14 protein-coding genes are annotated in these 13,039 nt (G+C 35.6%); 10 read left to right on the top strand and 4 right to left on the bottom strand.

Annotated features, from left to right (window positions below; translation table 11 throughout):
- Positions 1 to 74 precede the first annotated feature (74 nt).
- Entirely contained in the window at positions 75 to 2,006 is a 1,932-nt protein-coding gene (locus CWO92_RS15080; RefSeq protein ID WP_101355043.1) for a BglG family transcription antiterminator, read from the top strand.
- A 90-nt stretch (positions 2,007 to 2,096) separates the two neighbouring features.
- On the opposite strand, the gene CWO92_RS15075 is transcribed toward CWO92_RS15080, so the two are convergent.
- Complete coding sequence (locus CWO92_RS15075) at positions 2,097 to 2,684, bottom strand: TetR/AcrR family transcriptional regulator (RefSeq protein ID WP_101355042.1); 588 nt, start codon at positions 2,682 to 2,684, stop codon at positions 2,097 to 2,099.
- 146 nt (positions 2,685 to 2,830) lie between these two features.
- Here CWO92_RS15075 and CWO92_RS15070 point away from each other — a divergent pair, with 146 nt between their 5' ends.
- The 4 genes from CWO92_RS15070 to CWO92_RS15055 all read left to right on the top strand — a co-directional run bounded on the left by CWO92_RS15070 (position 2,831) and on the right by CWO92_RS15055 (position 5,815).
- Positions 2,831 to 3,721: an ABC transporter ATP-binding protein gene (locus CWO92_RS15070; protein WP_101355041.1), complete on the top strand. Its 891-nt coding sequence runs from the start codon at positions 2,831 to 2,833 to the stop codon at positions 3,719 to 3,721.
- A complete protein-coding gene (locus CWO92_RS15065) occupies positions 3,718 to 4,527 on the top strand; it encodes an ABC transporter permease subunit (protein WP_101355040.1) in 810 nt (269 codons plus the stop codon). Before CWO92_RS15070 ends, CWO92_RS15065 begins: the two co-directional genes overlap by 4 nt.
- 66 nt (positions 4,528 to 4,593) lie before the next feature.
- Positions 4,594 to 5,025, top strand: coding sequence for a DinB family protein (locus CWO92_RS15060; protein WP_101355039.1), 432 nt, complete (start codon positions 4,594 to 4,596; stop codon positions 5,023 to 5,025).
- 196 nt (positions 5,026 to 5,221) lie between these two features.
- On the top strand, positions 5,222 to 5,815 hold the full coding sequence (locus CWO92_RS15055; RefSeq protein WP_101355038.1) for a YdeI/OmpD-associated family protein: 594 nt from the start codon (positions 5,222 to 5,224) through the stop codon (positions 5,813 to 5,815).
- A gap of 108 nt (positions 5,816 to 5,923) precedes the next feature.
- Here the strand turns inward: CWO92_RS15055 and CWO92_RS15050 are convergent, their stop codons facing one another.
- Both CWO92_RS15050 and CWO92_RS15045 read right to left on the bottom strand, forming a co-directional pair.
- Positions 5,924 to 6,607 carry an LrgB family protein gene (locus tag CWO92_RS15050; protein ID WP_101355037.1) on the bottom strand — a complete coding sequence of 228 codons (684 nt, stop codon included), beginning with the start codon at positions 6,605 to 6,607 and terminating at the stop codon, positions 5,924 to 5,926.
- Positions 6,607 to 6,978 (bottom strand): CidA/LrgA family holin-like protein, encoded by a 372-nt coding sequence (locus CWO92_RS15045; protein ID WP_101355036.1) that lies wholly within the window; start codon positions 6,976 to 6,978, stop codon positions 6,607 to 6,609. Before CWO92_RS15045 ends, CWO92_RS15050 begins: the two co-directional genes overlap by 1 nt.
- A gap of 159 nt (positions 6,979 to 7,137) precedes the next feature.
- Between CWO92_RS15045 and cidR the strand changes: the two genes are divergently transcribed.
- From cidR to CWO92_RS15030, 3 genes are all read left to right on the top strand, one after another.
- Positions 7,138 to 8,043 carry a cidABC operon transcriptional activator CidR gene (cidR, locus tag CWO92_RS15040; protein ID WP_101355035.1) on the top strand — a complete coding sequence of 302 codons (906 nt, stop codon included), beginning with the start codon at positions 7,138 to 7,140 and terminating at the stop codon, positions 8,041 to 8,043.
- A 214-nt stretch (positions 8,044 to 8,257) separates the two neighbouring features.
- Entirely contained in the window at positions 8,258 to 8,857 is a 600-nt protein-coding gene (uptA, locus tag CWO92_RS15035) for an undecaprenyl phosphate transporter UptA (RefSeq protein WP_101355034.1), read from the top strand.
- A 102-nt stretch (positions 8,858 to 8,959) separates the two neighbouring features.
- On the top strand, positions 8,960 to 9,442 hold the full coding sequence (locus CWO92_RS15030) for a DinB family protein (RefSeq protein WP_235851620.1): 483 nt from the start codon (positions 8,960 to 8,962) through the stop codon (positions 9,440 to 9,442).
- Between the two features lie 213 nt (positions 9,443 to 9,655).
- On the opposite strand, the gene CWO92_RS15025 is transcribed toward CWO92_RS15030, so the two are convergent.
- The gene (locus CWO92_RS15025) at positions 9,656 to 10,099 is read right to left on the bottom strand and encodes a hypothetical protein (protein ID WP_101355033.1); all 444 of its coding nucleotides are present in this window, start codon (positions 10,097 to 10,099) and stop codon (positions 9,656 to 9,658) included.
- Between the two features lie 231 nt (positions 10,100 to 10,330).
- Here CWO92_RS15025 and CWO92_RS15020 point away from each other — a divergent pair, with 231 nt between their 5' ends.
- Entirely contained in the window at positions 10,331 to 11,914 is a 1,584-nt protein-coding gene (locus CWO92_RS15020; protein WP_101355032.1) for an ABC transporter substrate-binding protein, read from the top strand.
- Between the two features lie 166 nt (positions 11,915 to 12,080).
- Complete coding sequence (locus CWO92_RS15015; RefSeq protein WP_101355031.1) at positions 12,081 to 13,034, top strand: ABC transporter permease; 954 nt, start codon at positions 12,081 to 12,083, stop codon at positions 13,032 to 13,034.
- Positions 13,035 to 13,039: the final 5 nt, after the last annotated feature.

The raw sequence follows: 13,039 nt of genomic DNA, 5'->3' as shown, positions 1-13,039 counted from the left end.
AAGGGGAAATGTAAGAATTTTTTAAATATTTATGGCATGCTATAAATAAGAGAATGAACTAAGGAGAATTCATCATGCTTAACGATAGAATGAGCATAATCCTACGTGAATTGATGACAGCAGGCGGGCTGGTTACTGGTACATACTTAGCCCATTTAAATCAGGTTACATCCCGAACCATAAGGGAGGACATTAAATACCTTGATTCCATCCTTGCTGCTCATGGGGCAAGAATTCATTCGTTCAGAGGAAAAGGATATAAATTAGTAATCGAAGACAATCAACGGTTTGTAAAGTATTTGCAAGCAAATATTGAGGATAATACATCATACGGTAAGGATGTTCCATCATCACCAGAGGAACGAATTTTGTACATTATTAAACGATTGTTATTATGTGAGACATTTATAAAATTGGAAGATTTAGCAGATGAAATGTATATTAGTAAATCCACCATTCAAAATGATTTAAAAGATGTGAAACAAAGATTAGAAAAGTATGATATTCATATAGAATCACGCCCAAATTATGGAGTAAAAGCGATAGGCAATGAACTGAAACTGCGATTTTGTATTGCAGAATACTTATTTGACCGTAACAAACGAAGTACCGAACTAATATCCGATATTAGTTTTTCTCCATTACCAAAAGAAGACTTAGATAAAATTCAAGAAATTATTATGCGTCAAATTAGCGAAAACAATATTATCTTATCGGATGTTGCTCTTCATAATCTTCTTATCCATATTGATATCGCCTATGAACGTATTAAAACAGGAAATCATGTAACATTATTTAAGTCAGAAATGAAGGAAATTATGCAGCAAAGAGAATATGAGGTAGCGAGAAAAATAGTCAACGAAGTTGAGGAAGCATTCCAGGTAACTTTCCCTCTTTATGAGACCGCTTACATTGCTATGCACCTATTGGGAACGAAAATATTAAACCAATCCAGTGCCGGAAAAAAAGTGGTTGAGCAGGTGATAGATGATAAAATAATTGATATGGTTATGGTTGCTCTAGATAAAATAAAATTAGAACTGAACCTTGATTTAAAAAATGATAAAGAATTAATTATTGCTTTAAGTCTTCACTTAAAACCAGCGATAAATCGCTATAAATATGGAATGAATATTCGTAACCCTATGTTAGAAGCAATTAAGAAAAATTACCCTCTCGCATTCGAAGCGGGAATCGTTGCTGGTCTTGCCATTGAAGAACAAACAGGGACAAAAATGAATGAAAATGAGGTTGGGTATCTTGCTCTTCATCTCGGTGCAGCTATTGAAAGACAAAAAATGAAATCGGGTCCGAAACGTTGTATTATTGTCTGTGCTTCTGGGCTGGGAACTGCACAGTTGATTTATTATAAATTAAAAAATCAATTTGGGGATATATTGGATGTTGTTGGTACAACAGAATATTATAATTTGAAGCAGTATAATTTACGTGATATTGATTTTGTTGTCAGTTCCATTCCAATTTCAGCAGAATTGCCAGTTCCAGTTGTAGAAATTAATGCGATTTTAGGTGAATCAGACTTAGCAAAAATAGAAAAACTCTTAGCAAATCAGATATCAGTAGTGGAGCAGTATTTTAGGCCAGAGCTTATGTTTCTTGGGGAAGATTTTATTTCGAAAGAAGCAGTTTTAGAGTTTTTATATATTAAATTACTAAAAATGGGATTAGTGGAACCAACATTTCTGGAGGCCGTCTATGAACGGGAAAATGTAGCTCCAACTGCCTTTGGAAATTTAGTTGCTATTCCTCATCCAATCACTCCAAAGTCACATCAAACATTTCTCACTGTGTGCACATTGAAAAAGCCTATTCAGTGGGGTGAAAAACTGGTCCAATTTATTTGTATTATCAATGTAAAGAAAAACAGCCAAGAGGATTTACAATCTATGTATGAATTGCTTGGGAAAATTATCGACAGCAGTTCAATCGTACAAAAGTTAATTAAAGCGAAAGATTATCATGAGTTTATCGGGAATATTAGATAGGAGAAGGGCATCCATAAGGGATGTCCTTTTTCGTCCATGACACTACCGCAGTTTCCCCCTAATATTGTTACTATATAATTTTAACCCCTGTCATTCCTCTTTTGGCTGTCCCATTAATCCATAAAAGAAAAGATGTCCTAGATCGATGATAGATTGCTTGCTTTGATTAGCGATCAATTCAGGATGCTGAATCGCTTCAGTAAAAATCTGAAAGTATAAAATAACGGATTCAGAAGATATTTGCGGGCTAATGTAACCACTTTGACGTCCCTGTTCAATGAGCTCCATCATTGCAGGCATAGCCTTTTTATATGTCCACTCTTCAATAAGTTTTTGGATGGTTGGATCTGTTATGGATTTGATAAAATCCGTTGAAATGGACTTTGTTAGTTCCATCCGATCAAAAAGAATCTTTTCTACCTTTTTAGGAAAGGGAATCTCCATATAGAGTATTTTTTCAAACTTCTCCATTTCTGTATTAAAAAATTCATCAATAACTGATAACGTTAGTTCCTCTTTATTTCCAAAGTAATTGTAAATAGATACTGGAGAAACGTTTGCTTTTTTCGCAATCTCACCAATGCTTACTTTTTCCACGCCGTAAGTACTAAAAAGTTCAATAGCTGCTGCACGTATACTCTCCTTTTTCTTTTCCGTTCTGCGTTGATATCCGTCCATTTCTTTCACCTCAAAATAAGATTACTATATGTTTTGAAATGAAACAATAAATTTTATTCAAAACATATTGATATTTAATTTAGTGTGAACTATTATGAAATAAATGAATGATGTCTATTCAAAATATATAAAAAGGGGATCTGTTTATGGGAATTCAAATCAGTCATTTAACGAAAGTGTTCCCGAATGATAAAGGCATTTTTGATTTGTCTTTTGAAGTCAACCAAGGCGAGGTTTTCGGCTATTTAGGACCAAATGGTGCAGGGAAATCAACTACTATACGTCATCTAATGGGATATATGAAGCCAAGAACAGGCTTTGCAAAGATAAATGGTTTGGATTGTTGGAGTAACAGTCCTGAAATTCAAAAAGTGGTTGGTTATTTGCCAGGAGAGATTGCTTTTTTCGATAACATGAATGGGCTTCAATTCCTTGAATTACTTGGCGGAATGAGGGGTATGAAAAACAAGAAAAAACGAGATGAACTAATTGAACGATTTCAATTTAATGTGAAAACGCCTATACGCAAAATGTCAAAGGGGATGAAACAGAAGGTGGGAATTGTGGCAGCATTTATGCATGACCCGGAAATTCTAATCCTTGATGAACCGACGTCAGGGCTCGACCCGTTGATGCAAAGCATGTTTATCGATTTAATCTTGGAAGAAAAATCAGAGGGAAAAACGATACTGATGTCATCTCACATTTTTCAAGAGATTGATCGCACTTGTGACAGGGTCGGCATTATTAGAGATGGTAGATTAGTAGCAATTGAAAATGTCCAGCATCTTCAATCGATTCAACGGAAAGTATTCGATATCTCTGTGCGAAATCAGGAAGATTTGGAAAAGATAAAACAATCTGGGCTGCGTATTCTTTCCGAGAATGAATTACGTGTAAAGGTTGCTGTGCAAGGGGAGTACAATCATTTTGTCAAAGTATTGGCAGAATGTCAGATTAATAATCTAGATATCCATGCACAGTCACTCGAAGAAATTTTTATGCATTTCTATGAAAGGGAGGAGAAAGCAAGATGAATGCATCACTTTTCTTTTCAACCTTAAAAACAAATGGTAAGACACTATTCAGCTATGCGATTGGATCTGCTTTTTATGTCTTGTTAATTATGCTTATTTATCCTTCTTTTGCAAAATCAAATGCAATGGATGTTGTGCTCAAACAAATGCCGCAAAAGTATTTAAATGCTTTCGGGCTTGATGGGGGAATGCCGCAGAATCTCAGTGGATTTTTAGCAGGTGAATTTTATGGATTACTGTTTCTTCTCATTTTGATGATTTATAGTGTTATCCTTTCCTCACAGTTAATGGTTCGATTAGTAGACAGGGGTTCCATGGCATATTTGCTTTCAACATCTGCTTCCCGTACGAAAGTTGCAGTGACGCAAGCTGCCATTCTTATTTTCGGATTATTACTTATCACTGTGATTACCATCGCTACTGTTTTAATTGGCTCGGATTTGATGATTAAAGGCAATGATCTTGAAGTATCAAATTTTATTCAAATGAATGTAGTAGGGTTTCTGTTGTTCTTTGTGATTAGCGGCTACTCCTTCTTCTTTTCCTGTGTGTTTAATGATGAAAAGCGAGTACTGGCAGTATCCGGTGGCCTATCAGTTATCTTCTTTGCCATCCATTTAGTTGCAAAAATGAGTACCGATTATGACTGGTTAAAATATTTCACTGTCTTTTCAACCTTTGATCCATCTGGAATTGCTAAAGGTACTGTTAATATTTTGCCCATATCACTGGCGTTGGGATTTTCGGGTATTGTTTTATACACTTTGGCAATTCTTATTTTTTCAAAACGAGATCTTCCACTATAAAGTATACAAGGAAAAAATCAATCTCATGGAGAATTAGTAAGGAATCGAAAAAGTGGGGTGTGAAAGATGGGGACATTAGGAGCCTGGATTGACTATCTAAATAGTATGGAGGGAAAAGAGGATGACAGCTTTTTTAAACCATACAAGGAAGGGAAATGGTCGAAAGCGGCGATTATTGCGCACATGATGTTTTGGGATCGTTTCTTTTACGAGGAACGATTGCCGCACATGTTAAAAGGGGAAGACTTAGTAGGGATTACGGAACGCCAAGTAGAAGAAATGAACAAAAAGGCAGAAGAGTATGCACATTCTGGAGTAAGCCGTCAACAGATAATAGCTGGGGCTTTAAAGTATCGGCAAATGATCATAAATGTATTGCAGGGTAAAGACTTAACGAAAACTTTTACCATAAAGGAAAGAAAAATATCGCTTCAAGAATATGTCGAAGGGGAAGTAGAACACGATCAGCATCATTTAAAGCAGTTGAAGGCAAAATAATAAAAGGACGATCATATGAAATAGCAGACTAAGTAATTACGATATGGTTTGCTATTTTTATTTATTATTCTTATACTGCAAAAATAAATAATCTATCTTATATGCTAAAATATTGTCTAGAAATATACTGAATTTACTACGTTAATAACCATGGGTTTTAGAGTTTGAAGATTCAATTTGGTGGTGGTGTTATATAATGGCAAAAAGCAGAACGAATCCTAAGGTAGATGAATTCATAAGTAAGTCAAAAAAGTGGAAGGAACAATATGAAAAGTTAAGAAATATCGTTCTTGACTGTGAGTTGACCGAAGAATTTAAATGGATGCATCCTTGCTATACGTATGAGAATAAAAACATTGTTTTAATACATGGATTTAAAGAATATTGTGCGCTGCTGTTTCACAAAGGTGCCTTGTTAAAGGACAGCGAAGGGATTTTAATCCAACAAACTGAGAATGTCCAGGCTGCGCGTCAGATTCGCTTTACCAATGTTCAAGAAATAGTTGAAATGGAATCCATCTTGAAGGCTTATATTAATCAAGCAATTGAAGTGGAAATGGCTGGTTTAGAAGTGAATTTCAAAAAAACAGAAGAATACAAAATTCCGGAAGAGTTTCAACATAAATTAGATAATATCCCAGCGTTGAAAACCGCCTTTGAAGCATTAACCCCGGGACGGCAAAGAGCGTATATCTATTATTTTTCTCAAGCTAAACAATCCAAAACCAGAGAATCAAGGGTTCAAAAATACATGCAGAAAATTCTGGATGGAAAGGGACTAAATGATTAGTATAAACGATTAGATTGAAGCCGTTGGTGAATTGCTCGATAATTCAAAAACGCTTAGGAGGAATGACCCCAAGCGTTTTTGAATTTTATTAATCTATATTTGAGGGAACTAGAACGGAAAAACATAATTAATGAGAAGCGGAGATATGAAGAACGACATCAAGGCAGCCAAAATCATCGAAACGCTTGAAATGGCACCAGCTGAGCTGCTTATCTCTAATGCCTTTGATGTTCCAGCACCATGGGAGCTTGTTCCTAATAACACTCCGTGCGCAACATCACTTCTGAATTTAAAAATACGAATAATCATAGGTCCGAGTATCATTCCTGTTATTCCAGTTATAATAACAAAGATAGCGGTTATTGTTGGAATTCCACCAATCTTGGACGAAACCCCCATTGCAATAGGAGTTGTGATGGAATAAGGGATAATGCTATGAATCAATGACTTATTTAAATGTAAAAATACAGCCATGAAGGCAGATGCGATGACTGAAATTAATGAACCGGTTAATACACTTAAAAGAATCTCGCTAAAATGTTTTTTTAATACAGGATAAAATTTGTAAAGCGGAATGGCAAACGCTATTGTTGCTGGCTGCAAAAGTTCAGTCAGCCATTTGCCGCCGTCTTCATATCCACTATAAGAAACATTACATATTAATAAAATGGCAACAATGAGAATTGGTGCGATTAAAAGAGGTGTTAAGTATATCTTTTTTAAATGTTTATAACCCCATTTCGCTGCCCAGTAGATTCCCACTGTTAAAACCAAACATAAGAATCCGACCATTATATATGTTTCTCCTCCTTTCTATGCATAATTTTTTCCGCAATGAATCCGGAACATGTCATGACTAATGCAGAACTTAAAATAATAATGCTAATAATTTTAAGACCATTATCCATTAGCATACTCTTGTATTGGATCACTCCAACTGCAGACGGAATAAAAAAAAGAAGGAATTCTGCTAATAACCAATTTCCTCCAACTTCAATCCATTTCAGTTTTACAATTTTAGTTTTTAATAAAATGAACAGAATGATAATACCTAGGATGCTGCCAGGTATGCCAATGTGCAGCATGTTGGAGATTTTCCCCATTATATAAGAAAAAGCAACTAATATAGCCACTTGAATAAATCCTTTGATAAAGTTTCGCATAATTGATTTTCACCCCATTGAAAGTGTACAGCAGCATGAATGATAGGTAAAATGAATATATCGAATAATGAACATTCCGTTTGGTTATGCTTCAAAACTTTGAGTGGAAATTAATAATAATTGATAGTTGTAGAATCACATTGATAGGAGTGGTTGAAAATGGATATTCAACATTTGCAGTATTTCGTAGCCGTTGCAACGTATGGGAACTTTACAAAAGCTGCACAGCAGCTCTACGTGACTCAGCCGACCATTAGTAAAATGATAAAAAGTATTGAAGATGAATTGGGGGTTACCTTATTTGATCGATCAAGCAAACAGGTCAAGCTGACAGATGCGGGTAAGGTTCTGCTTGGACAAGCGCAGAATATCATTAAATCTTTTCAAAATTTATCATCTGAACTTGATGATTTAATGGAATTAAAGACAGGGAATATTCAAATTGGTCTGCCGCCGATGATTGGGTCAAGATTTTTCCCTAGGGTAATTCAGGAGTTTCATAAGCAATATCCACGAATTACGGTACAGCTCTTTGAAGACGGGGCAAAAAAGATAGAAACAGATGTTGGAAATGGGATGCTCGATCTTGGTGTTGTAGTATTGCCGACGAAGGATGATATTTTCCATACGTTTTCGTTTGTAAATGAACAATTAAGGGTCTTAATTCACCCGACAAATCCATTAAGCAAAAAAGAAGTGGTGCACCTAAAGGATCTGGAACATGAGGATTTTATTCTTTTTCGGAAGGATTTTGCTCTTCACGATCGTATAATCACAGAATGCGTTCGTACTGGGTATCAGCCAAATATTATCTATGAAAGCTCCCAATGGGATTTTATTAGTGAAATGGTTGCAGCTAATTTAGGCATTGCATTACTTCCAGAGGCGATATGCAGGCATCTGGATCAAGAACGTGTCACTATCATTCCACTGATCGATCCGATTATTCCGTGGAAGCTCGGCATTATTTGGAGAAAAGATAGGTATTTATCATTTGCAGCCAGGGAGTGGCTTCGTTTTACGAAGCAATTCATGGAGAAAGAAGGGGATATCATCGAAGAATAAACCCTTTGAACATATCTGTAGTCTGACATAGCTTCTCCACATTTGCTTGCTTTAATCATCGGTCAGCTTGAGTTATACTATACATAACTGCTTATATGAAAGATACGGAAGTCTGGGCATAGAGGGCTCGGGCTGTCATTTTGTGAAATTATATGAACTTTGAAATATAAAAGGGAGTCTATTAACTTGAATAGCGATATAATGGAGGCAAAAAATGGGAGATATAGTACACTCTTTATTACAAACCTTTGCAGGTCTTGGGTACGTAGGAATAATACTAGGATTGGCAATTGAAATTATACCGAGTGAAATTGTACTTGCCTTTGCAGGGTACCTTGTGTCAAAGGGTGACGTCAGCTTTATTGGAGCAACAATAGCTGGTGTTATTGGGGGAACCTTTGCCCAAATGATTATATATTGGATTGGTGCATACGGCGGTAGACCATTTCTTAAGAAATTTGGTAAATATATTTTTATTCATGAACATCATATTGAACTTGCAGAGAAGTGGTTTGATAAATATGGATCTGGAGTAGTTTTCACCGCTCGATTTGTTCCTGTTGTAAGACATGCGATTTCCATTCCTGCAGGGATCACGAAAATGCATTTTGGCAAATTTACTTTATACACGGGTCTTGCTGCAATCCCATGGTCAATTCTATTCATCTATCTAGGTCATAAACTGGCTTCAAATTGGGAACAAGTAAATGAAATAGCGAAACCTTACGTTCAGCCTATCATGATTATCGCAGTAATAGTGATTCTATTGTATGTTGCGTTAACGATATTCCGAAAAAGAAAGAAAACTTTCTAATGCCAAGGTGCCCAGCCGTAATAGCTGGGTTTTTCCTTTTTTGGGAGGGATTTTTAGTTATTTATCGAAATGGTATGCAAAAAGGAGGTTTTAAACTTGAGTATGAGCAAAATGAAAGAGGTATTGTTTTCAGAGTGGGAAGTTGCCGTTCGTACGATAACCAACTTATTATCGAAGGTTCAAGAAAAGGATTGGGATTATCACCCGCGAGAGAATATGAGAACATTACTCGAGCTTGCTAACCATTTAGTTCAGATTCCGGCCATTGATTTTGCTATTGGGCAAGAAAAAAGTGAGCAAGAAGTACGCGAGTTAGAAAATCAACTTCATACAGGCAGTGCATTGGAATTAGCGGATGTTTTGAAAAAAGGATATCAAGAGTTCAAAGGGTATTACGATTCACTTTCTGAAAGAGACTTTTTTGAAAAAATATCAAAGCCATTTTATTTTGCAGAAGATATGCAAGGACATACTCAGGTGAAGTGGCTGACGGAAAGTACCACACACATCTTCCATCATCGTGGCCAGTTTTTTAACTATCTAAAAGAACTGGGGTATGAGGTTAATATGTTTGATTTATATTAAGTAAGCAAGCGCATGGATAGGTAATGGAAATTCATGCGCTTAATTGAAGTATTGTAAATTTCTAGCGGACCCAGGCTTCTTTAATTAACCTAAGATCATGCAAAAATGATAGATCTATCTCTAAACGTATGACCGATAATTCCATCATCACCTTGTCATTAAAAAATCCGTTTAATCTTTCAAGTTGTTTTTTTATGGTATGCTATTCTTTTCCTATTGTGCTGACCGTTCAATTCGGATTAATTCAAGGACATTATTTTCTGCAGTCAGGCGTTTTATTCTCCAATTTTGTGTAATCATCCTTTCAAGTTCACAAACTTGATCAGCTTTTAATTTGATTTGATCAAAATACGTTTCTCCACATTCGAAGTCTGTTCCTTCTTCGAGTCCATATCGATAAATCATAAATTGTTTTAAACCATTCCGAGTAACAAACTTGAATTTGTACCCGACCTGTACCGCTTCTTGAAACTCTTCCCAATGCTCCTCGGCAAATTGAAAAAGCATTTTCCAGTCCTCAGCATCCTGATTTAGATGTTTTAGAGCATGAATATCCTTCGATTTACATATTTCAAGTAAATGATCATTTGATAAACAACCTGTACGAGCCATTTCTAATTGCAGTCCGATCGGCATAGATAATTTTACTGTAGTCATTTTGAATCCCCCTATTAATAACACAATTCATTATACATGGATTTTTCATGTAATTCCGATTTTTTTAATGTGAAAGAAAAATGATTGAATTCGATATTATAATATCGTATATTTATAATCTGTAAAACATATAGATTTAATCGGAATTGAATTTTGTACATAAAAAACTGTTTATTCCGTTATTTTATATTTGGTTTTACAAAGAAAAAACCAACTTAGGGGGAACAAGTGATGAAAAAGCAGATTGGTTTATTTGCTGCTATATTGCTAAGCTTTGTGTTAGTTTTATCAGGATGTTCATCAAATTCCAATAGTGCATCCAATGATAAATCTACTGGTTCGGCAGCTAAATCAAATACATTTATATATGGAATTAGCGGAGACCCAGGTAATTCTGTAAACGTTATTACAACAGGTGATCGTTTTGGCCTCATGGAAATTAAAGCGATTTATTCACCTTTATATATGTATAACGGAAAAGATGATGTGAAGTATTTTTTAGCAACAAGTATGACACCATCTAAAGATTTCAAAACATATACAGCAAAATTAAGAAAAGATGTTAAATGGTCAGATGGTAAGCCATTTACTGCAGATGATGTAGTATTCACTTATGATCAAATGTTAAAGGAATCAAACGGTGGATGGGCAAGAAGTATGCTTATCTTTAACAACAAGCCGGTGAAAGTAGTCAAGGTAGATGATTATACAGTAAAATTTGAGCTTCCGGAAGTAAGTATGGGAGCAATGGAGTCCCTTGGAAATATCTTTATTATGCCAAAGCATATTTATGAAGGGGAAAAGGATATCGCTAATAGTACTAAAAATGCAACACCAGTCGGAACAGGTCCTTACAAGCTTGTACAATATAAGGCCGGCGAAAGTGTTACGTTTGAGAAAAACAAGGATTATTTCTTAGGAGAACCAAAAATCGATAAAATAGTATTCCGTATTATTGAAGATGCGAATACAGCTAACATCTCGCTTCAAAGCGGAGAGATTAATGCTTTAATTATCCAGCCTTCTGATGTGGCAAAATTTAAAAATGATACGAAAGTTACGCTTAAACCATATGATGAAGGCCGCATTGGTTACATGGCATTTAACTTGAGCTCAAAAGCGGTACAATCAAAAGAAGTTCGCCAGGCAATAGCATATGCATTAAACCGGGATGAAATTATTAAAGCAAGCTATTTATCTAGTGATTATGCAGCTCCAGCATATACATTCTTACCTAGAAAAGCAACTTACTATACAGAAAATGTAGATAAGCATGATTTTAATGTAAGTAAGGCAAAAGATCTTTTGAAGAAAGCTGGTGTGAAAGGCTTATCTCTTAAACTAGCTTATACAGGAAGTGATCCTATTCAACAAAAGCAAGCCGCCGTTATGCAGCAGGATCTTAAAGCGGTGGGTATTGATTTGAAATTAGTTGGAATGGATGCAAATGCATTAAGCCAAAAGCTTCAAAAAGTTCAAACTGATTTTGATATGTATTTAAATGGATTTATTATGGGAATTGACCCAGATACATTTAATTCCTTATTTATAACAGGAAGTCCAAGTAATTATATGCACTATAGCAATCCTGAGGTAGATGAATTGTTTAATAAAGGTAGAGTGGAGACTTATGATGCGAAACGTCAAGCAATCTATGAAAAAATTCAAAAATTAATTATTGATGACGCAGCATTCTATCCGATTACAGAAAATAAACGAATTCTCGCCATCGACTCAAATATTACAGGAATTGATCAAGCCGGTTTGGTTCCAGTGTATACATTTGAGGATATGTCAAAGCTTTCTTATAAATAATGTATGGAAAAGAAAGATAAACGGCTATCACGCTGTTTATCTTTCTTTTTAGGTAAACTCTTTCCAAAGTATAAATTGGGTTGCAACTGTTTCTTGCACTCGAGAAAAGATGCATAACCCTCAACTTTTAGTAAACAAACACAGTTTTAGGTAAGGAGTAAAAGCGATGGCAAAATACATTTTAAAAAGAATTTTGCAGGCGATTCCCATGCTGATTATCATTTCCATCATCTGTTTTTCACTCATGCAAATGGCGCCATATGATGCGATTGATTCAATGACAACACCGAATATGTCACAAAAGACCATTGAACTAATAAAGGCAAAATACGGACTGGATCATCCTGCTTATATTCAATACTTTGATTGGATGAAAGGAATTTTACATGGAGATTTCGGGTATTCTCTTGTCACCCACCAAAGTATTTCAGAGGATTTGATTTCAAGAATTCCAAATACGATAGTACTAGTTTTGCCGGCATATGTATTGGCACTGATTCTAGCGATTATTCTTGGTCTTATAGCAGGTGCGAATAGGGGAAAATTACTAGATAAAATCATTGATGGTTTTAGTTCAATCGGGATTGCCATTCCGAGCTTTTGGTTAGCGATGATTTTTATTTTTATTTTTGGTTATAAGATGGGGTTGTTTCCGATTCTTGGCATGCATACGATCGGGATGGAAGGATCGACTTCTGACTTCTTCCACCACCTTTTCTTGCCATGTGTAGTATTGACGATTGCTTTTTTACCAGAATTAATTCGTTATGTTCGATCTTCAACAATAGGTCAGCTGTCAGAGGATTATGTGATGGTGCAGGAAGCGTATGGATCGTCTGGTGCAGCCATTCTATTTAAACATGTTCTTCGAAATGCGTTATTGCCGCTTGTAACCATTGTTGGAATGTCATTACCGATGCTTGTTACAGGTGCTTTTGTAACGGAGACTGTCTTTGGGTGGCCGGGAATTGGTCCATATTTTGTGAAAGCCATTCAAGGATTTGATTATCCTGTTGTGATGGCAATCATGCTGTTTTCCGCTAGTTTAGTTATTTTAGGAAATTTAATATCGGATATTTTATATTGCATTATTGATCCTAGAATTAAGGAAATGAGGTGACAGAA

The sequence above is a fragment of the Heyndrickxia camelliae genome (assembly GCF_002844575.1).
Classification (GTDB): Bacteria; Bacillota; Bacilli; order Bacillales; family Bacillaceae_C; genus Margalitia; species Margalitia camelliae.
This window is presented reverse-complemented; position numbering and strand designations above follow the sequence as displayed.

Excerpts from the sequence above, each read along its gene's own strand:
- CWO92_RS15070 (WP_101355041.1), top strand. The coding sequence starts at position 2,831 with ATGGGAATTCAAATCAGTCATTTAACGAAAGTGTTCCCGAATGATAAA.
- CWO92_RS15075 (WP_101355042.1), bottom strand. The coding sequence starts at position 2,684 with ATGGACGGATATCAACGCAGAACGGAAAAGAAAAAGGAGAGTATACGT.
- CWO92_RS15015 (WP_101355031.1), top strand. The coding sequence starts at position 12,081 with ATGGCAAAATACATTTTAAAAAGAATTTTGCAGGCGATTCCCATGCTG.
- CWO92_RS15065 (WP_101355040.1), top strand. The coding sequence starts at position 3,718 with ATGAATGCATCACTTTTCTTTTCAACCTTAAAAACAAATGGTAAGACA.
- uptA (WP_101355034.1), top strand. The coding sequence starts at position 8,258 with ATGGGAGATATAGTACACTCTTTATTACAAACCTTTGCAGGTCTTGGG.
- CWO92_RS15020 (WP_101355032.1), top strand. The coding sequence starts at position 10,331 with ATGAAAAAGCAGATTGGTTTATTTGCTGCTATATTGCTAAGCTTTGTG.
- CWO92_RS15055 (WP_101355038.1), top strand. The coding sequence starts at position 5,222 with ATGGCAAAAAGCAGAACGAATCCTAAGGTAGATGAATTCATAAGTAAG.
- CWO92_RS15080 (WP_101355043.1), top strand. The coding sequence starts at position 75 with ATGCTTAACGATAGAATGAGCATAATCCTACGTGAATTGATGACAGCA.
- CWO92_RS15030 (WP_235851620.1), top strand. The coding sequence starts at position 8,960 with ATGAGCAAAATGAAAGAGGTATTGTTTTCAGAGTGGGAAGTTGCCGTT.
- CWO92_RS15045 (WP_101355036.1), bottom strand. The coding sequence starts at position 6,978 with ATGCGAAACTTTATCAAAGGATTTATTCAAGTGGCTATATTAGTTGCT.
- CWO92_RS15060 (WP_101355039.1), top strand. The coding sequence starts at position 4,594 with ATGGGGACATTAGGAGCCTGGATTGACTATCTAAATAGTATGGAGGGA.
- cidR (WP_101355035.1), top strand. The coding sequence starts at position 7,138 with ATGGATATTCAACATTTGCAGTATTTCGTAGCCGTTGCAACGTATGGG.
- CWO92_RS15025 (WP_101355033.1), bottom strand. The coding sequence starts at position 10,099 with ATGACTACAGTAAAATTATCTATGCCGATCGGACTGCAATTAGAAATG.
- CWO92_RS15050 (WP_101355037.1), bottom strand. The coding sequence starts at position 6,607 with ATGGTCGGATTCTTATGTTTGGTTTTAACAGTGGGAATCTACTGGGCA.